Source organism: Serratia marcescens (assembly GCF_029846115.1).
Lineage (GTDB): Bacteria > Pseudomonadota > Gammaproteobacteria > Enterobacterales > Enterobacteriaceae > Serratia > Serratia marcescens_L.
Window position 1 is genome coordinate 4,232,349 of record NZ_JARVZZ010000001.1, and the last position, 18,995, is coordinate 4,251,343.

General features: G+C 61.4%; 16 protein-coding genes and 1 tRNA gene. 4 read left to right on the top strand and 13 right to left on the bottom strand.

Annotation, left to right across the window (positions count from 1 at the left end; all coding sequences use genetic code 11):
- Positions 1-74: 74 nt before the first annotated feature.
- The 8 genes from agp to citC all read right to left on the bottom strand — a co-directional run bounded on the left by agp (position 75) and on the right by citC (position 8,144).
- On the bottom strand, positions 75-1,304 hold the full coding sequence (gene agp, locus QDT79_RS20255) for a bifunctional glucose-1-phosphatase/inositol phosphatase (RefSeq protein ID WP_308316982.1): 1,230 nt from the start codon (positions 1,302-1,304) through the stop codon (positions 75-77).
- A 146-nt stretch (positions 1,305-1,450) separates the two neighbouring features.
- The gene (locus QDT79_RS20260) at positions 1,451-2,914 is read right to left on the bottom strand and encodes an anion permease (RefSeq protein ID WP_004940821.1); all 1,464 of its coding nucleotides are present in this window, start codon (positions 2,912-2,914) and stop codon (positions 1,451-1,453) included.
- Positions 2,915-2,939: 25 nt separating this feature from the next.
- Positions 2,940-3,824, bottom strand: a complete 885-nt coding sequence (gene citG / locus QDT79_RS20265) for a triphosphoribosyl-dephospho-CoA synthase CitG (RefSeq protein ID WP_060430289.1) — start codon at positions 3,822-3,824, stop codon at positions 2,940-2,942.
- Positions 3,805-4,353, bottom strand: a complete 549-nt coding sequence (gene citX, locus QDT79_RS20270; protein ID WP_308316983.1) for a citrate lyase holo-[acyl-carrier protein] synthase — start codon at positions 4,351-4,353, stop codon at positions 3,805-3,807. The genes citG and citX overlap by 20 nt, the downstream gene beginning before the upstream one ends.
- Before the next feature lie 3 nt (positions 4,354-4,356).
- Positions 4,357-5,862: a citrate lyase subunit alpha gene (gene citF, locus QDT79_RS20275; protein ID WP_004940815.1), complete on the bottom strand. Its 1,506-nt coding sequence runs from the start codon at positions 5,860-5,862 to the stop codon at positions 4,357-4,359.
- The gene (gene citE / locus QDT79_RS20280; protein WP_308316984.1) at positions 5,862-6,782 is read right to left on the bottom strand and encodes a citrate (pro-3S)-lyase subunit beta; all 921 of its coding nucleotides are present in this window, start codon (positions 6,780-6,782) and stop codon (positions 5,862-5,864) included. The genes citF and citE overlap by 1 nt, the downstream gene beginning before the upstream one ends.
- Entirely contained in the window at positions 6,766-7,074 is a 309-nt protein-coding gene (gene citD, locus QDT79_RS20285; RefSeq protein WP_019452464.1) for a citrate lyase acyl carrier protein, read from the bottom strand. Before citD ends, citE begins: the two co-directional genes overlap by 17 nt.
- A complete protein-coding gene (citC, locus tag QDT79_RS20290; RefSeq protein ID WP_130017198.1) occupies positions 7,074-8,144 on the bottom strand; it encodes a [citrate (pro-3S)-lyase] ligase in 1,071 nt (356 codons plus the stop codon). The genes citD and citC overlap by 1 nt, the downstream gene beginning before the upstream one ends.
- A 313-nt stretch (positions 8,145-8,457) precedes the next feature.
- On the opposite strand from citC, the gene dpiA reads away from it, so the two are divergent.
- The 3 genes from dpiA (at position 8,458) to QDT79_RS20305 (ending at position 12,526) form a co-directional block, all read left to right on the top strand.
- A complete protein-coding gene (gene dpiA / locus QDT79_RS20295) occupies positions 8,458-9,144 on the top strand; it encodes a two-component response regulator DpiA (RefSeq protein WP_021505854.1) in 687 nt (228 codons plus the stop codon).
- 102 nt (positions 9,145-9,246) lie between these two features.
- Positions 9,247-12,336, top strand: coding sequence for a beta-galactosidase (locus tag QDT79_RS20300; protein WP_308316985.1), 3,090 nt, complete (start codon positions 9,247-9,249; stop codon positions 12,334-12,336).
- A 114-nt stretch (positions 12,337-12,450) separates the two neighbouring features.
- Positions 12,451-12,526: transfer RNA gene (locus tag QDT79_RS20305), tRNA-Asn, on the top strand.
- Positions 12,527-12,620: 94 nt separating this feature from the next.
- On the opposite strand, the gene QDT79_RS20310 is transcribed toward QDT79_RS20305, so the two are convergent.
- A complete protein-coding gene (locus tag QDT79_RS20310) occupies positions 12,621-13,454 on the bottom strand; it encodes an oxidoreductase (RefSeq protein WP_107226595.1) in 834 nt (277 codons plus the stop codon).
- A gap of 105 nt (positions 13,455-13,559) precedes the next feature.
- Between QDT79_RS20310 and QDT79_RS20315 the strand changes: the two genes are divergently transcribed.
- A complete protein-coding gene (locus tag QDT79_RS20315) occupies positions 13,560-14,480 on the top strand; it encodes an AraC family transcriptional regulator (RefSeq protein ID WP_149559153.1) in 921 nt (306 codons plus the stop codon).
- A 157-nt stretch (positions 14,481-14,637) separates the two neighbouring features.
- On the opposite strand, the gene QDT79_RS20320 is transcribed toward QDT79_RS20315, so the two are convergent.
- The 4 genes from QDT79_RS20320 to QDT79_RS20335 all read right to left on the bottom strand — a co-directional run bounded on the left by QDT79_RS20320 (position 14,638) and on the right by QDT79_RS20335 (position 18,923).
- A complete protein-coding gene (locus QDT79_RS20320) occupies positions 14,638-15,216 on the bottom strand; it encodes an HD domain-containing protein (RefSeq protein WP_107226479.1) in 579 nt (192 codons plus the stop codon).
- Positions 15,217-15,533: 317 nt separating this feature from the next.
- Positions 15,534-16,520 (bottom strand): aldo/keto reductase, encoded by a 987-nt coding sequence (locus QDT79_RS20325; protein ID WP_107226480.1) that lies wholly within the window; start codon positions 16,518-16,520, stop codon positions 15,534-15,536.
- Positions 16,521-16,545: 25 nt separating this feature from the next.
- The gene (locus tag QDT79_RS20330; RefSeq protein WP_308316986.1) at positions 16,546-17,574 is read right to left on the bottom strand and encodes an alpha/beta hydrolase; all 1,029 of its coding nucleotides are present in this window, start codon (positions 17,572-17,574) and stop codon (positions 16,546-16,548) included.
- Positions 17,575-17,705: 131 nt separating this feature from the next.
- Entirely contained in the window at positions 17,706-18,923 is a 1,218-nt protein-coding gene (locus QDT79_RS20335; protein ID WP_107226482.1) for an MFS transporter, read from the bottom strand.
- Positions 18,924-18,995: the final 72 nt, after the last annotated feature.

The following is an 18,995-nucleotide window of genomic DNA, read 5'->3' on the forward strand; positions in this document are numbered from 1 at the left end:
TAAGGCCCGCACGGCGGCGCGTTAGCCGGGATGGGGAGAGGCCTCTCCCCCGCGGTCGGGAGAGAGGCTGGGCATTACAAGATGCCTTTCATGGTCTTCTCGAAATCGCTCCAGGCGCAGAAACCGTCTTTGTCGATCGGGCAGCCTTTCAGCGCCAGCGTTACCCGCTGCGGCGGGGTTTGCAGCGTCAGCGGCATCGCCTTGCGCAGCTGTTCGGTGGACTGATAGACGTACTCGATCTTCAGCAATTCACGGTCGTTCTGCGCGTCGCGCCAGCGCTGGAACACCAGTTTGCCGCCGATCGGCGTTTTCTCGTATTGCTGCGGCAGCTGATACGGCTGGAACTGCATGGCCGACAACAGCGAGGCAATATTGGAATCGTGGCCGACCAGCACCGTCAGCTTCGGCGCGTCCGGTTTGCGCTCGCCGAGCAGCGCGTTGTTGATATAGGTCAGCAGCGGCTTGGCGACGTTCTGCGCCACCACCGGCGAGGTGAACAGCGAGTCCTGATAGCCGTCTTTCAGCTGCGCCAGCTGCTGCCACTGGTGCGGGGTGGCGATTTTGCCCCAGGCCACCTCTTTCATCGGGAAACCTTCGTAATACTGCAGCATAAAGGCGTCCACCAGCGAGTTGCCCACCCGCAGCGGGCCGGAGACGCCCGGCTCTTTGCCCGGCACCGCGCTCATCACGCTGGCTTCTTTGGTCAAGTCACAGTGTTTGTCGGTCTTGCAGGCGGCGGAATCCTTGTAGTCGATGATCTTCGCCAGCTGTTGGTAAGCCGCGTCCAGCTTCAGCGAGCCCAGCGCGGCGTTCATCGCCGCCAGCGCCTGCTGGTTGAAGGCCTCGCTGGTGTCGGTGATGATCGGGTTGAAGGTCGGATCCATCTCGCCCATCTTGTCCTGATGGTGCACGCTGACGTCACAGCCGGGGAACGCGCCGTTGCTGAAGAACTGCGCCGTGGCCACCGTGCGCTGCAGGCTGTTGGCGTAGACATACACGCTGCTGGCAGTCGGGCAGCCCTCTTGCGGCAACAGGCCGGTCTGTTTCAGCCAGGCGTTGAAGTAGTGCCCCATATACACTTCCAGCACCCCGCCCTTGGTGGTCAGCTGGCCGCCCGGCGTTTCCCAGGCCGGCCAGGCCTTCGGCGTAGACTGCGCCAGCACGCTGCCGTTGTTGGCCAGCGGCGCGCGCAGGTTATGGCGGCTCATGACCAGCACCTGTTCCAGCTGATAACCGCCGGCGTCTGCCAGCGCGCTCCCGGTGAATAACAAAGGCAGGCACAGTAATAACGTTTTTTTTCTCATCCGCAGAGGCTCCCGGAAAATGATTATTTTTAAGGTGTTAGCGTTTGCCCGAGTATGATGGCGGGGTTAGTGTGACAAGTGTGTGACAGGGTTCACGGGAAAGGATCGTAACCGCGGCCACCGGGCGGTGGCCGCGTGGCTTCAACTCAGTACCACAGGCTCATGATCGGCCAGCCGATCAGCAGCAGCGCGGCAATGTACACCACGCCGAGAATGCCGCCCAGGCGCCAGTAGTCTTTCGACTTCACGTAGCCGCAGCCGTAGATGATCACCCCCGGCCCGGTGGCGTACGGCGTCAGCACGCCCATGATACCGATCGACAGCACCAGCAGCATCGACAGCTGCTCCATCGGCACGCCCGGCAGCCCTTTGCCGACCGCCAGGATCACCGGCAGCATAGTGGCGGTGTGCGCCGACAGGCTGGCGAACAGGTAGTGGGCGAAGTAGAACACCAGCACCAGCGCCACCACCGTCATGTTCGGCGAGAAGCCGTCCAGGTGGGTGCTCATGGTCTGGGCGAACCAGTCGATAAAGCCGGAGCGCGTCAGGCCGTTGGCCATCACCACCAGCGTCGCCAGGTTAACCAGCGTGTTCCAGGCGCTGGAATATTTGGTGATCTCTTTCCACGACACCACGTGCAGCGCCAGCATCAGCGACACCGCCAACAGACACACCGCGGTGGCGTCCAGCATTTTGCCGCCGAACACCCACAGGCACAGGCTGAGCAGCACCAGGCCGATCAGGGTGTATTCCTTGCGCGTCAGCTTGCCCATTTCCCCCAGCGCGGTATCCGCCCAGGCGGCCACTTCGCTGCTGTGGGTCACGCCCGGTTTGTACAGGTAGTAGGAGATCAGCGGCGCGATGATCAGCAGCAGCAGGCCGACCGGCAGGAACGCCAGGAACCACTGCATCCAGCTGATGTGCACCCCGGCGATCTTGCCGACGAACTCGATGCCCAGCACGTTCGGCGCGGCGCCGGTGACGAACATCGAGGAGCTGATGCTGGTGCCGACCACCATCATCCACATCAGGTAACCGCCGATGCGGCGTGAGGAGGGATCGTTGGGGAAGGAATCGAACAGCGGCGGCAGGTTTTTCACCACCGGGAATACCGTGCCGCCGGTGCGCGCGGTGTTGGACGGCGTGAACGGCGCCAGCAGGATATCGATGATCACCACCGCATAGCCCAGCGTCAGCGTGCGCTTGCCCATGAACTTCACCAGGAACAGCGCGATGCGCCGCCCCAGCCCGGTGGCCTCGTAGCCCAGCGCGAAGATAAAGGCGCCGAACACCAGCCAGACGGTGGTGCTGGAGAAGCCCGCCAGCCCCCATTTCAGCGCCTCTTTACCGGCCTTGAAGCCCGGCTCCGCCAGCTCCTGCGCGCCGAACAGCACCCAGTTGGCGCTCAGCACGCTGACGGTCACTGCGATAAAGCTGATGGCGGTGGCCGGGATCGGCTCCAGAATCATGCCGACGATCATCGCCACGAAGATGGCGAAGTAGTGCCAGGCCTGCGGCGGCATGCCGTCGGGAACCGGTATCAATAACAGGATCGCGAGCACCGCCAGCGGCGCTATCGCTTTCCAGATCTTTTCCTGGGTTTGGGACATAGGGACTCTCCTGAAGGCTTGGTTATTATTCTTGGGCACCCAGCTGCGCCAGCAGCCAGGTCACTATCAACAGGTCGGCGCTGCCGCCGGGGCTGAGGTTGCGGGCGATGCAGTCGGCATCGAAGCGCCGCAGGCGCGCCAGACCCGCCTCCCCCGCCGAGCCGCCCTGCGCCAGCAGCAATGCCGCCCGGCGCCGCAGCCAGCGCAGCCCGTGCAGGCCGCCGCGCGAGGCGACGTTGGTGTCGTCGTTGTGGGCCATCAGCCACAGCAGGCTGTCCAGCAGCGCCCGCTGTTCGTCGCCATCGGCGGCCAGCCGTTGCCGATACAGCGGCAGCGCGCCGTCAATGACCAGCCGGAAACCGGCCTCCGCCTCGCCGCGTGCGCCGCTCAACCCGTGCGCGGCGAACAGCCGCTGGCCGGCGGTCTGCCCAGCGTTGTTGCGCCGCAGCTCGCGATCCACCAGCCCCCGGCACATCGCCGCCACCTCGGCGCACAGCGCTTCGGCGCCGATGGCGCGGCCCTGCTGCTGCAGGCGGCCGAAGGCGGTGCACAGCAACCCGAGCGAGAACACGCTGCCCTTGTGGGTGTTAATGCCGCCGGTGGCGCGGAACATCTGGTTTTCGCAGGCCAGGCCGAGCGGCCGCAGCCGCGCCAGCTGCTGCTCTGCCGGCAAAGCGGCGTCCTCGCGCCCGCGTTGGATAAAGCGCGGCAGCCACACGCCGATGGCGCGGGCGCTGCGATAGAAGTGCCCGAGATCCATGTCGCGGTGGGCGCCGGTGTTATGGCGATCCACCAGCCCCGGCTTGGGCGTGAGGTTGACTTCCACCAGCAGCGCGCGGAAAGCGGCGCGGGCGAAATCGCAGGCCGGTTCGGCACGGTGGGCGGGCAGGTTAATCGGCAGAGATCGCATCGTTGAACATCCTTTCCATTTCATGCAGCAGCTGCTCGCTGCTGTGCCGCCGCTGGCGGACGCAGATCTTGGCCGGTTGGCCGCACAGCAGGCAGCGCCGTTCCGGCAGGCCGATGTCACGGCGCGACAAAATGCGCCCCTGCGTATCCAGCACGTCGATATCCCACAGCCGGCCGATCGGGCGGCTCACCTCCAGCTGCATGGCGCAGTCCTTCACCCGCTGGGCATCGGCGCGCAGCGCGACAAACCCTTCGCAGCCGGTGGCGAGCGCCAGCGCCTCGGCCTGCGGGCTGGGCCAACCCTGTTCGGCGCACAGCCGCAGCAACGCCGCCCACCCCAGATTGAAGATGCCGCGCGTCAGCGCGCTGTCCTTCACCGGGCCGGGCACCACCAGCGTCAGCACCAGCAGCGTGCACTGGTGCTGCGCCAGCCACGCCTGCTGCCGCGCCTGGCGGCATTCGCGGCTGGTGAGCAGCGCCGGCAGGCTGACCGCACGTTCGGCGGCCAGTTGGGGATCGACGGCGGCCATCGTTTACTCCGCCACCTGATGCACCACGTCGATCACCGAGCCGTCGCGGTAGCGCACCACCGCCACCACCTTGTCGGTAAAGGCGATCGGCTGCGGTTCGCCGGTCAGTTGCAGCGCGCGGGCGCGCAGCCAATCGATGCTCACCACCTCGAGCCCGGCCTCCCGCAGGCGCTGCGCCAGCTCCGGCCGCGCCGGGTTGACGGCGATGCCGTGGTCGGTCACCAGAATGTCGATGCTGGAGCCCGGCGTGACGCAGGTGGTCACCTGCTCCACCAGCGTCGGGATACGCCCGCGCACCAACGGCGCAACGATGATCGCCAGCCGTGCGGCGGCGGCGGTGTCGCAGTGGCCGCCGGACGCGCCGCGCAGCACGCCGTCGGAGCCGGTCAGCACGTTAACGTTGAAGCCGGTGTCGATTTCCAGCGCGCTCAGCACCACCACGTCGAGCCGATCGACCGACGCGCCCTTGGAACTGAAGTTGGCGTACTGGTTGGCGCTGATTTCGATATGGCGCGGGTTGCGCGCCAGCGAGGTCGCCGCCGCCCGATCGAAGCTCTGCACGTCCAGCAGCTTGCCGATCAGCCCTTTCTCGTGCAGATCCACCATGGTCGAGGTGATGCCGCCAAGGGCGAACGCGGCGCGAATGCCGCGGGCGCGCATCTTGTCCTCCAGGAACCGGGTCACCGCCAGCGAGGCGCCGCCGGTGCCGGTTTGCAGCGAGAAGCCTTCGGTGAAGTAGCCGGAACCGGCGATCACCTCGGCGGCGCGGCGGGCGATCAGCAGCTCGCGCGGGTTCGAGGTCATGCGCGTGGCGTCGGCGCCGATCTTGTCGGCGTCGCCCACCCGCTCCAGCTGCACGATCAGATCCACCCGATCCTGCGCCAGGCTGGCGGGATGATGCGGATACGGCACCAGCTGCTCGGTCAGCAGCACCACGGTGCCCGCCGCCTCGGCGTCCACCCGCGCATAGCCGAGCGAGCCGCAGCAGGCTTCACCGCTGTAGCCGTTGGCGTTGCCGAACTCATCGCAGGCCGGCACGCCGAGGAAGGCCACGTCTATCTTCAGCTCGCCGGATTCGATCAGGTTGACCCGGCCGCCGTGCGAGTGAATTTGCACCGGCTCCGCCAGCAGGCCGCGCGAAACGGCGTCCGCCAGCGGGCCGCGCAGCCCGGAGGTGTAAATGCGGCTCACCACGCCGTGGCGGATATGCTCAACCAGCGGCGCATGGCAGTCGGTCAGCGAGCTGGAGGCCAGCGTCAGGTTGCGGAACCCCATCGCCGCCAGCGTCTCCATCACCTGGTTGAGGGTCAAATCGCCGCCGCGAAACGCATGGTGGAAGGAAATGGTCATGCCGTCCTGCAGCCCGCTGCGGCGCACCGCTTCCTGCAAGGAGTCGCACAGCTTGAGATCGCGCGGTTTGCGCGCCTGCAGATTGGCTTTGGACACGTCCTGATAGCCCGGCAGATCCGCCGGGTTGGCGAAGGTCATCAATCGTTGTTGGCGGTTCATCATGCTTCCTCCCCGTGCTGCGCCGGTTCTTCCCGTAAGCCGGACAGCGCGGCGCGCTCCAGCACCAGCCGGGCGCGTTCAATCACCGGGCTGTCGACCATTTTTCCGTTGAGCGACACCACGCCGCGCCCATCCCGCTCCGCCGCTTCGGCGGCGTCCACCACCCGCTGCGCGTGCGCCACCTCTTTGGCGGTCGGCGCGTACAGGTTGTGCAGCAGCTCAATCTGGCGCGGGTTGATCAGCGATTTGCCGTCGAAGCCGAGCTGTTTGATCAGCGCCGCTTCCTGCAGGAAGCCGGCCTCGTTATTGGCGTCGGAATAGACGGTGTCGAACGCCTGAATGCCGGCGGCGCGCGCCGCCTGCAGCAGCGAACAACGAGCGAACAGCAGCTCGATGCCCTCCGGCGAGCGTTCGGTGCGCAGGTTGCGCACGTAGTCCTCCGCCCCCAGCGCGATGCCGATAAGCCGCGGCGAAGCGTGCGCGATCGCTACCGCGTTGGTGATGCCCTGCGCCGATTCGATCGCCGCCAGCAGCCCGGTGCTGCCGACCGGCCGGCCGCAGGCCGCTTCGATGGCGGCGATCTCGCGTTCCATGTCGATAACGTCCTGCGCGCTGTCGGTCTTCGGCAGGCGCACGATGTCCGCGCCGCCGCGCACCACCGCCTGCAGGTCCGCCAGGCCGTAGGCGGAGTCGAGCGCATTGACGCGCACGATGGTTTCCACCTCCTGGTACAGCGGGTGCTGCAGCGCGTGGTACACCAGCCGGCGCGCCGCGTCTTTTTCACGCAGGATCACCGAGTCTTCCAGATCGAACATCAGGGCATCGGCCTGGTAGATAAAGGCGTTGCTGACCATCGCCGCGTTGGCGCCGGGGACGAACAGCATGCTGCGGCGCAGCCGGGTTTTATTCAGCGTTTTCATCTTTCGCCTCCCACGGCAGTTGGCCGCCCTCGCAGGCGCGCATCAGCGCGGTTTCCAGCCGGGCGCGCAGCACGCAGTCCAGCGCGCCTTTGTCATCGACGATCACCTGCACCGGCTCCACCTCATAACGCTGCAGCACCTCCAGCAGGGTGTGGCGGATCGCCGCGCCGAACTGTTTTTCCACGCTGCTGGCGATCAACAGATCGTGCTGCGGCCCCTCGGCGGGCGCGATGCGCACCATGACATCGCTGGATTCCAGCGTGCCGGCCATTGCTTCTCGGATAATTTTCATCATTCACCTGATTGTGCGGACTCAAAAGGATGCGGGGCCGCCTTGGCCCGGCGCTGCGTTTGCAGATCCTGCAGGTAGTACAGGGTGTCCGGCGGCACCAGCGGCGCGGCGGCGTGGAAGTCCCCCGCCGCCAGCAGCTTGCGCACCCAGGAGGCGGAGATCGCCGTGCCCTGATATTGCAAACGCTCGATTTCCACCAGCGCGATCGGCGGGCTGGGCAGCGCCGGCGTTTCCAGCCAGTAGCGCATGTCGCGGTTGTATTTCGCGGTCACCGCGCAGAACGGCTCGTTGCCGACGAAGCGGTGCGTAATGCCCAGCGCGGGCGCCAGATACTGGCGGAAGATCTTCAGATCGATTTCGGTGTAACAGTCGTCGGCCACGCCCTGATCCTTGATGAAGTAACAGGGGAAGGTGGCGCGCGAGATCACGTACTGCGAGCCTTCGTGTACCGTGAGGTTGGGGATATCGGAAGTGCCGGCCAGCACCAGCCGACGGCGGTCTTCATAGCTGAAGCGCGAGGTGTTTTCCTTCACCAGAAACAGGTGCAGCCAGTCGCAGCGTTTGGCCGCCTGACGCACCAGATACTGATGCCCGCGGGTGAAGGGGTTGGCGTTCATCACGATGCTGCCGATGGTGTCACCCGGCCGGCGCTGGCTCGCCAGCTGGGCGGCGTAGCGCTTCAGGCGACACGGGCTGTTTTCCATCAGCACCACGATGCCCGGCACAGTGGCGATCGGGTAGAAACCGCACTGGCGGAACAGCGGTTCGTTCTGCACCTTGGTGTAGATAAACAGCTGGGTGTGGTGGCGCTCGTAGGCCAGGTTCACCAGCTCGGTCGCCAGCGCCAGCGCCAACCCTTCGCCGCGCATCAGCGGGCTGATGGCGACGCATTTGATAATATTGTCGGCGATGCCGCCGCAGGCGACCAATTTGTCGTGCTGGGTAACGGTAATAAATATTTCAACCGTGGTGTCGATATTCAGATCGTTACTGCGCAAGAAGGCGCTTATTTCCGAAATCGCTTTATGATCCGATCGCTTTACCCGATTAAATACGGCATCGCCTAACATAACACGCTCTCTGGGTTAACTGGCAAACAACAAATTAAATACAAAAATGCATTTTAATTAACATTAAGCAAGATAATTAAAACCTTAAAAACCATGAAGATAAACGCCGATTCGCGTTCGATAAATCAATGGTAAACAGAAAAAAAACGCCGATTATTGACCTATTTCACAAACCGATTCCGGTTAATAAGTTATTTAATGTTCTTTATTTGCTTAATTAATCTTATGGTGTTTATTATTGAGATAATCTTTATTTGGCGCCGCAATTTACTTACATTCATTTAGCATCTTGATTGCAATAGTAGGTTTCATTATGGAATGGCTGAACATCCTGATCGTTGAAGACGAAACGCCGCTGGCGGAAATGCACGCGGAGTTTATCCGCCAGAACGGCGGCTGCCGCCAGATTTGGCTGGCCGGCACCCTGGCGCAGGCGCGCGCCATGACCGAGCGCTTCAAGCCGGACCTGATCCTGCTGGACAACTTTCTGCCCGACGGCCAGGGCATCACCCTGCTGCGCGAACTGACGCTAAGCGGGTATCGCGGCGGCATCGTGTTCATCACCGCCGCCAGCGACATGGCCACCGTGGCCGAGGCGTTGCGTTACGGCGTGTTCGACTACCTGATCAAACCGCTGGCCTATGACCGGCTGAGCCAGACCCTGCAGCGCTTCAGCCAGCGCCGCGAAGCGCTGAAGGACAAAGCGCGCCTCAACCAGCGCCGCATCGACGAGATGTTCAACACCTACGCCCGCGGCGAACAGCAGGCGGCGCTGCCCGCCGGCATCGACGAGCTGACGCTGGGCAAGGTCCGCGCGCTGTTTGCCGAACCCGCCGCGCGCCACACCGCTGAAAGCGTTGCGCAAAAAATGGGGCTCAGCCGCACCACCGCGCGCCGTTATCTGGAGTTTTGCACCGCCGCGCAGCAGCTGCGCGCCGAGATCATTTACGGCAAGGTCGGCCGCCCGCAGCGGATCTACCGCGCCGGCGAACCGCATTAACGGTTATTTGATCGCCCTTGCAAGGTTGCGTGTAACCGCTTTACTTTTTATGCGCCGGTCAGCATCTTGGTGAGCATCACCTAGCCGACTGGACGATCGCCGATGCCCGCTGCGCCCCTTGCTTCCCTGACCGAGATCCTCGCCCGCCGTGACTGGCAAAACCCGGCCTGCACCCACTCCCGCCGGCTGGACGCCCACCCGCCGTTCGCCAGCTGGCGCACGCTGGAAGACGCGCGCGACGATGCCCCCAGCGCCAGCCGCAGGTCGCTGAACGGCGAGTGGCGCTTCAGCTATTTCCCGCGCCCAGAGGCGACGCCGGAAGGCTGGCTGCAGCAGGATCTGCCGGACGCCGCCCCGCTGGCGGTGCCGGGCAACTGGCAGCTCGCCGGCTACGATGCGCCGATCTATACCAACGTGCGCTACCCGTTCCCGGTCGATCCGCCGCGCGTGCCGGAAGACAACCCGACCGGCTGCTACTCGCGCACCTTCAGCGTCGATCCGGCCTGGCTGGCCGCCGGCCAGACGCGCGTCATCTTCGACGGCGTCAACTCGGCGTTCTATTTGTGGTGCAACGGCCACTGGGTCGGCTATTCGCAGGACAGCCGCCTGCCGGCGGAGTTCGATCTCAGCCCGTGGCTGCAGCCGGGAGAAAACCGGCTGGCGGTGATGGTGCTGCGCTGGTGCGACGGCAGCTATCTCGAAGATCAGGACATGTGGCGCATGAGCGGCATCTTCCGCGACGTCAGCCTGCTGCACAAACCCGCCGCGCACCTGAGCGATGTGCGCATCACCACGCCGCTGCATGACCGCTTTACCCGCGGCGAACTGGTGGTGACGGCGCGCGCCAGCCGGCCCGGCCCGCTGCAGGTGCAGATTCAGCTGTGGCGCGATGGCGCGCGGGTGGCCGAACGCACCCAGCCACTCGGCAGCGAGATCGTGGACGAGCGTGGCGCCTATGACGATCGCGTCACGCTGCGTCTGCCGGTAGAACGCCCGGCGCTGTGGAGCGCCGAAACGCCCACGCTGTATCGCGCTACCGTCGCCCTGCTCTCACCCGAGGGGGAGATTATCGAGGTGGAGGCCTATGACGTCGGCTTCCGCCAGGTGGACATCAGCGGCGGGTTGCTGAGGCTCAACGGGCAGCCGCTGCTGATCCGCGGCGTTAACCGCCACGAGCATCATCCGCGCCACGGCCAGGTGATGGACGAGGCGACGATGCGCCACGACATCCTGCTGATGAAACAGCACAACTTCAACGCGGTGCGCTGCTCGCACTATCCCAACCACCCGCTATGGTATCGGCTGTGCGACCGCTATGGGCTGTACGTGGTAGACGAAGCCAATATCGAGACCCACGGCATGCAGCCGATGAACCGCCTGGCTGACGATCCGCTGTGGCTGCCGGCGATGAGCGAGCGCGTTACCCGCATGGTGCAGCGCGATCGCAACCACCCCTGCATCATTATCTGGTCTCTGGGCAACGAGTCCGGCCACGGCGTGAACCACGACGCGCTGTACCGCTGGGTGAAAAGCCAGGATCCGACCCGCCCGGTGCAATATGAAGGCGGCGGCGCCGACACTGCCGCTACCGACATCATCTGCCCGATGTATGCGCGGGTGGATCAGGATCAGCCGTTCCCGGCGGTGCCCAAATGGGCGATCGGCAAGTGGATCGGCCTGCCGGAGGAGCAGCGGCCGCTGATCCTGTGCGAATACGCCCATGCGATGGGCAACAGCTTCGGCGGCTTTGAGCGCTACTGGCGCGCGTTCCACCACTATCCGCGCCTGCAGGGCGGCTTTGTCTGGGACTGGGTCGATCAGGCGCTGATCAAGCGCGACGCCCAGGGCGAAGAGTACTGGGCCTACGGCGGCGACTTCGGCGATACCCCCAACGATCGCCAGTTCTGCCTGAACGGGCTGGTGTTCGCGGATCGCACTCCGCACCCAGCGCTGTTCGAAGCGCAGCGGGCGCAGCAGCTGTTCCGCTTCGCCTTCGACGCCGCCGCGCTGACGCTGACCGTCACCAGCGATTACCTGTTCCGCCACACCGACAACGAGCAGCTCAACTGGCGGCTGGAGCTGGACGGCGTGGAGCGCGCCAGCGGCAGCTTCGATCTGGCGCTGCCGCCGCAGGGCAGCGCTAGCTTCACCCTGCTCGATCGCCTGCCGATGCTGCATCAGCCCGGCGAGCTGTGGTTGAACGTAGAGGTGGTACAGCCGCAGGCCACCGACTGGTCCGAAGCGCACCACCGCTGCGCCTGGGATCAGTGGCGGGTGCCGCGCGCGCTGCATCCCGTGCCGCCGCCGCCGCAGGGCGTGCCGCCCACGCTGATTGAAGACGATCGGGGGCTGACCCTGACCCACGGCGACCAGCGCTGGCGCTTCGAGCGCAGCAGCGGCCACCTGACGCAGTGGTGGCAGAATGAGCAGCCGCAGCTGCTGACGCCGCTGCGCGACGGCTTTGCGCGCGCGCCGATCGATAACGACATCGGCGTCAGCGAGGCGGACCATATCGATCCCAACGCCTGGGTCGAACGCTGGAAGCTGGCGGGCCTGTACCGGCTGGAGGAACGCTGCACGCGGCTGCAGGCCGACGCGCTGCAAAACGGCGTGCAGGTGGTGAGCGAACACCAGTTCGGCGTGGACGGACAGATTTTGCTGATCAGCCGCAAACAGTGGCTGTTCGATGCGCTGGGCGCGGTGAGCGTAAACGTGGAGGTCGAGGTGGCCGATACTCTGCCGCCGCCGGCACGCATCGGCCTGCACTGCCAACTGGCGACGGTGCAACCGCAGGTGGAATGGCTGGGCCTGGGCCCGCACGAGAACTACCCGGATCGCCGCCTGGCCGCGCAGCACGGGCGCTGGCGCCTGCCGCTGGCGGATCTGCACACGCCGTATCTTTTCCCCGGCGAGAACGGCCTGCGCTGCGACACCCGTAGCCTGCGCTACGGCGGCTGGCGCATCGACGGCCGCTTCCACTTCTCGCTCAGCCGCTACGGCCTGCAACAGCTGATGGCCTGCAGCCACCAGCATCTGCTGCAGCCGGAAGCAGGCACCTGGCTGCATCTGGACGGCTTCCACATGGGGGTGGGCGGCGACGATTCCTGGAGCCCGAGCGTGCACCGGGATGACCTGCTCACCGCCGGCGTTTACCGCTATCAGCTGCGCCTGCAGCGGGCGCCCGAGGGCTAAATCTGCCAAAAAACTCAACGGGTTGCGCATTCTGTAAGCAAACAGTCACAGAATGTGTAATCCGCCTTTGACATGCCGACGGTGCCTCGCTATTATTCGCCCCGTTCACACGATTCCTCTGTAGTTCAGTCGGTAGAACGGCGGACTGTTAATCCGTATGTCACTGGTTCGAGTCCAGTCAGAGGAGCCATATTTAGAGAAGCCCGCTCAGGGAAACCTGAGCGGGCTTTTTGCTGTTGGACGGTCATCATCGATGATCCCCGACACTCTCTACCCGAAACCGGTCAGCCATCCGTTGAACGGGTGAGTTTCTCCCATTGTTCAATTTCCTGACCTAACGCCTCGAGCTTTTGCCGCACTAAACTTAATGCGTCGCTGCCTAACAACAGATGCGTTGGCGGGTTCCGGCTCTCGATCAATGCCAGCATGGCGTGAGCCGCCTTAACCGGATCGCCGAGTTGCTTACCGCTTTTTTCCTGACGCGCCTGACGAACAGGTTCAAATAACGCGTCATAGTCAGGGAGACGGCGAGGGCTGCGCACCATTGAACGCCCGGCCCAGTCCGTTCGAAACGAGCCGGGCGCCACGGCGGTCACGTGTAGGTTGAACGGGGCAAGCTCTTTACTTAACGTTTCTGATATCCCTTCCAGTGCAAATTTGCTGCCGCAGTAATAGCTGATACCGGGCAAGGTAATGAAACTGCCCATTGAGGTGATATTGATAATGTGGCCGCGACGGCGCTGGCGCATGCCCGGCAGCACGGCTTTGATCATCGCCACCGCGCCAAACACATTGACGTCAAACTGGCGGCGCAGCTCTGCAAGCGGGGATTCTTCCAGAATGCCTTCATGGCCGTAACCGGCATTGTTCACCAGCACATCTATCGGACCGACGGCGGACTCTATCTCTCCAACCACCTCATCAATACGCTCAACGTCCGTGACATCAAGCAGATAGCCAAAAGCCCGCTGCGTATCGAGCGCGCCGAAAGCCTGCAGCGCTTCGCTGTTGCGCACCGTCCCTATAACACGATGCCCGACGGCGAGGGCTTCGCGCGCCAGCGCCTGACCAAAGCCACTGCTGACGCCGGTGATTAAAATCGTTTTTGCAGATGCCATAAAAAGAACTCCCATGAACCATGAAGATTGCATGGTATTCTCTGATCTGCCGCATTTTTAGGCCGTATCTTCTCTTTTTCTTGCCTGATTTTATGAGGTGGTGGGATGTCCGACATGATTGCCCTGATGAATAGACTTGCGGTGCAAGAGGGATACAACCTCACTGCCCTACCTGATGTGCGAATTTTGCGTTCCGATCGCCCGCTTGCCAGAACGCCGGTGCTTTACGATCCGGGGATCGTGATTGTCTGCCAGGGCAGCAAACGCGGCTATTTCGGTCAACAGACCTATTTATATGATGAGCAGCACTACCTGGCGGTTTCGGTGCCGGTGCCGTTTGTGATGGAAACCGATGCGTCGGCAGCACATCCGCTGCTGGCGATTTATATGCATCTGGATTTTCGGCTTGCCGCGGAACTGATGTTGCAGATTGAACAGCATGGCGCCCCGCATCCTCCCGTCGCGCCGCAAAGCATGATGTCGAGCCCCATGGACGGCGCGGTAAAAATGGCCGTTCTTCGCTTACTTGACGTCCTGACCAACCCGCTTGAGGCGGCGATCCTCGGCCCGGCGCGGGTGCGTGAACTCTACTTCCGCGTGCTGACAGGCGCACAGGGCAACGCAATGCGTGCCGCGCTGGCCTTGCAGGGCCAGTTTGGCAAAATCGGTAAAGCACTGCAGCACATCCATGCCGCTTACGCGGAGCCGTTAACGCTGACGCAGCTGGCGATGATGGCCGGCATGAGCGTGCCGACCTTTCATAGCCATTTCAAGGCGATAACGCAGATGCCCCCGATGCAGTATGTGAAATCGGTACGCCTGCACCAGGCACGGATGCTGATGGTGCGCCAACAAATCACCGCCGCCGCCGCGAGTTACGCCGTTGGCTATGAAAGCCCCTCGCAATTTAACCGTGAATTCAAGCGTCTGTTTGGCCTGCCACCGGCAGAGGAGATAAAACGCATGCAGCGTCACTTCGCCATTCCGCCCGCGCAGCCTGCATCGGTATTTGTTTCATCGCACTGAGGCTTATTTGGTATGGCGAAACTTTAGTTCGCTATGCGCGAAAAGCGGACGCTTCTAAAAGTAAGTATGCTGACTGATATCCGTTAGCCCAGACGTCCAGCGTCTGGTTCGGAACCTGCTCAAAATTTCGCATATTGATAGCCGCGTATCTTTCGGACTACAGTTGCGCACGCTCGGCAATTTTTTGGCGCGTATCCTCATCGAGGATTTCGCGCATTAACGTAAACAAGGGATGGGTGCTTGTGTACTCCTGACCATAGGTCAGATTGAATTCGTAATTGAAGTCTGGTGGATTAATCCCCTGGTTGTGCTGGAGGATAGTTTCGAGTTTATCGAGTGCCTTGACGACCCTGGCTTCCGGCGAGGCGGCATGCTCGTATTCTTGCCAAAGTGACAGAATTTCCTCCCGTTGCTTTTCACCAAGAGAATGTGTGAGATGCAACAGAGTGGCTTTCTCTTGTTCGCTCTTATCCGGATGCAGTTCTCGTTCTACAGCAGGAATGTCACCATGGATTGCTTCTCCCAGGTCGTGAACGAGACATATCTTAAGGATCCTGAGCATATCCATACCAGCGAGCTCGTTTTCAAAGATCATAGCCATCAGGCACAGGCGCCATGAGTGCTCGGCTGTACTTTCCGCTCTACCCGTAGATGAGTGCGCACTGCGTAGCACGCTTTTGAGTTTTTCTGCTTTCTGAAGGAAGGTCAGACGCCCTTTAATTTTCACGATATCCATGACTTGTCTCTCGTTATCCTATTTTGAATACGGAAATTCTATAGCCAGAGTGGTCCTGTATGATATGACTCGTCAACCCAGTATTGGCAGGAATTATACAAGAATTTGTAATATTAATAGGGAGGGGGTAGAGGCGGCCTTGAGCGAGGCACGTTAGCGCTAAGGTTCGCATTTAGCACGGAACGGACCGCCTGTAGCGCCGAAAGCGGACATCTAAGAATTGGTGCAGAGTAGAACATATTCATGTAATAAATAAATTTGACTGAAATAACATGATTACCGACCCGAAGGCCGGTCATTGTTAATACGGATAACGGTTACCATGCGTAGGCTTCAGGGGCTTCCCCGCCCGGTCCCGGCCAGATGGTATCCAGCCTTTTGAGCGTATCGCCTGAAAGGGACAACGTCAGGGCATTGAGATTCTGACGGAGCTGTTCAGCAGTGCGCGGGCCACTGAGCACAGCGGTAACCACGGGGTTCTGCAACAGCCAGGCCAACGCGACGTCTGACGGCGCCTCCCCCAACTCATCACACAGCGTTTCCCAGGCCTCCAGCTGCGGCCGCAAGCGATTGATCTGTGCCTGCAGCTGCGGTGTTGCCCGGCGGCCATCGGCAATTTTTTTCAGCACGCCACCTAGCATCCCCATCCCGACCGGGCTCCAGGGGATCAGGCCAATGCCGTAATGACGCAGTGCCGGAATGACTTCAAGCTCAACCGTTCGCTGGGTCAGGTTGTAAAGGCTCTGTTCCGATGCCAGCCCCAGCAGGTTGCGCGCATCAGCCGTGCACTGTGCGGTGGCAATATCCCAGCCGGCAAAGTTACTGCTGCCCACGTAGCTGATTTTACCCTCACGGATCAGCTGTTCCATGGCCTGCCAGATCTCCTCCCAGGGGGTGTTCCGGTCGATATGGTGCATCTGGTAGAGATCGATATGGTCCGTTTTCAGTCTTTTCAGGCTGGCCTCACAGGCCCGGCGAATATGGTAGGCGGACAGGTATTTGTCATTCGGGCCCGTGTCCATCGGCTGGTAAACTTTCGTGGCCAACACGATTCGGTCACGCTGGCCACTGAGCGCCAACCAGTTACCGATGATTTCTTCAGATGTCCCGTACCCCTTTGCCATATCCGGCGACTGCGGCCCGCCATAGACGTCAGCGGTATCGAAAAAGTTGATACCCGCATCCACGGCTTCATCCATGATCCTGAAGCTGGCCGGCTCATCCGTCAGCTCACCGAAATTCATGGTACCGAGACCGATGCGGCTCACCCGCAGGCCGGTACGACCCAGATGTTTATAGTTCATGTCAGATGCTCCTTAACTGAACGTGTTATTGCAGGTTCTTACGGAAAAAGTCTGTCAGTTTGTCAAAAGGGATCACGTCGGTACGATCATAGAGATCGACATGCCCTGCGCCCGGTACAACATAAAGCTCTTTAGGCTGACCGGCGCGTTTGAATGCATCCTCGCTGAACTCTTTTGAGTGAGCCCGATCGCCGGTGATAAACAACATCGGGCGCGGTGAAATGGTTTCAATATCGTTGAACGGATAGAAGTTCATAAACTTGCCGATACTGCTCAACATCGGTTTCGTCGTCAGTGCTTCTTTCTCACCCTTTGGGGTGTAACCACCGCGTTCGGTGCGGTAGAAATCAAAGAACTCACGCTGAATATCCGGCGTAGAAGCGTTCAATTTATTCACGGTGCCGGGAATATACGCGGCCTCTCCCCCTTTGAACTCAGCAAAACGCTGCTCAATGGCTGACTGGATAAAGGACTTCCGCTGTTCAAGCGTCTGCGAACGATTAAGGCCGTGACGGAACGCAGCCCCCATGTCATACATGCTGACGGTAGCGATGGCTTTCATACGCGGGTCAATCTTCGCGGCACTGATAACGAAACTTCCGCTACCACAGATACCCAGCACTCCGATTTTTTCCGAATCAACAAACGGCTGTGTACTCAGATAATCAACCGCCGCGCTGAAATCATCCGCGTAGATTTCCGGTGAAATCAGGTGCCCCGGTTTGCCTTCGCTTTCCCCCCAAAATGAAAGATCGATAGCCAGCGTGATAAAACCCTGCTCCGCTAGCTTTTGAGCATACAGCGTTGAGCTTTGTTCCTTGACAGCCCCCATTGGGTGGCCAACGACGATCGCCGGCTTTTTGGCGTTCTGATTCATCGATTTTGGGATAAACAGGTTGCCGATCACGTTCATCTGATACTGGTTTTTAAAGGTCACTTTTTGCTGCGTCACCTTATCGCTTTTATAAAAATTATCGGCTCCACCGGACATATCCGCCGCAGAGGCGGCAAATGAACTGATGAGCAGCCCCAGAACTACCGTAAATTTCTTCATGATGGTCTCCTTATAATTAAGCCAGGGTGGCGTTATCCGAATGGCAGACACCGCAGAACGCGAAATCAATCTGCGCATCATGGATGCCGCGGGCGCCATACGCTTTAACTGTCATGACATAACTCCTGGGTTTATGAATGGTCTCTGGCAGAGGTGTCTGCACGTGAGGTCAGGAAAATCAGCCCGGTCGCGATAAGCAGCATCGTGACGCTGGCCAGGAAAGTGCTCTGGTAGCCGTGGTGATCGAAAAGCAGCCCCCCTACCGTTGAACCTAGCGCAATGGATAACTGGACCATCGCCACCATCAACCCGCCGCCGGCTTCGGCATTCTGCGGAAAGGTACGCGGTACCCAAGCCCACCACCCCACCGGTGCACCGGTGGAAATCAGCCCCCACAACCCGAGCAGCACCATCACGATGGCCACCTGACTGCCAAAAGCGATCAGTGCCAACGCGGTGATGGCCATCAGCACCGGAATGGCTATCAGGGTCGAGTAGAAGCCGCGTTTCAGCACCCTGCCAATCAGCGTGGTGCCGATGAAACCCGCGACACCGATAACCAGCAGGATCAGGGTGACCACTGAAGCATCCACCTTCGTCACCGTTTCAAGGAAAGGCCGAATGTAGGTAAATAGCGTGAACTGCCCCATAAAGAAGATGCCGACGCCCAGCATGCCTAATGTGACCACTCGACGGCGAAACAGCGTGAAGACATTGCTGGCACCGGTACTCTGCCGGGTGACCTGCATGGAGGGCAGGCTGAACAACTGCCAGATAAACGCGACGATCGCGACCGGCACCAGACAAAAGAAGGCTCCGCGCCAGCCGATCACCGAACCGAGCCAACTGCCCAAAGGGGCCGCGATGACCGTGGCCAGTGCATTGCCGCTGTTAAAAATGGCCAACGCGAGCGGAACTCGGTGCACCGGAACCAAACGCATCGCCGTGGCAGCCGACATCGACCAAAATCCGCCGACCACGATGCCAATCAGGGCTCGACCGACCATATAGATCAGATAATTAGGAGCCATGGCAATGATTGCGCCGGAAACCGCCATAATGCAGGTCAGACCGAGCAGCAGGATTTTCCGGTTAAGCGTACCTGCCAGTACGGAAATAAACAGGCTGGTTACCACCGCAAATGCCCCGGAAATGGCAATCCCTTGGCCGGCCATCCCTTCGGTGACATTCAGAGTCTGCGCCATCGGCGTCAGCAGGCTGACGGGCATAAATTCGGAGGCGATCAGTGCGAAGACGCACAGTGTCATGGCAAAGACGCCGCTCCAGTGCGCGGGATGTTTTCCGCTTCCTGTGATGTTTTTTCTGTTCTCGTCTGTCTGGTTACTCATTGATGAATTTCTTTTCAGTGGTTAACACGATGTCAGCTTCCCCGCGCCCTCAGCTTTCCAAAAGGCGCTGAT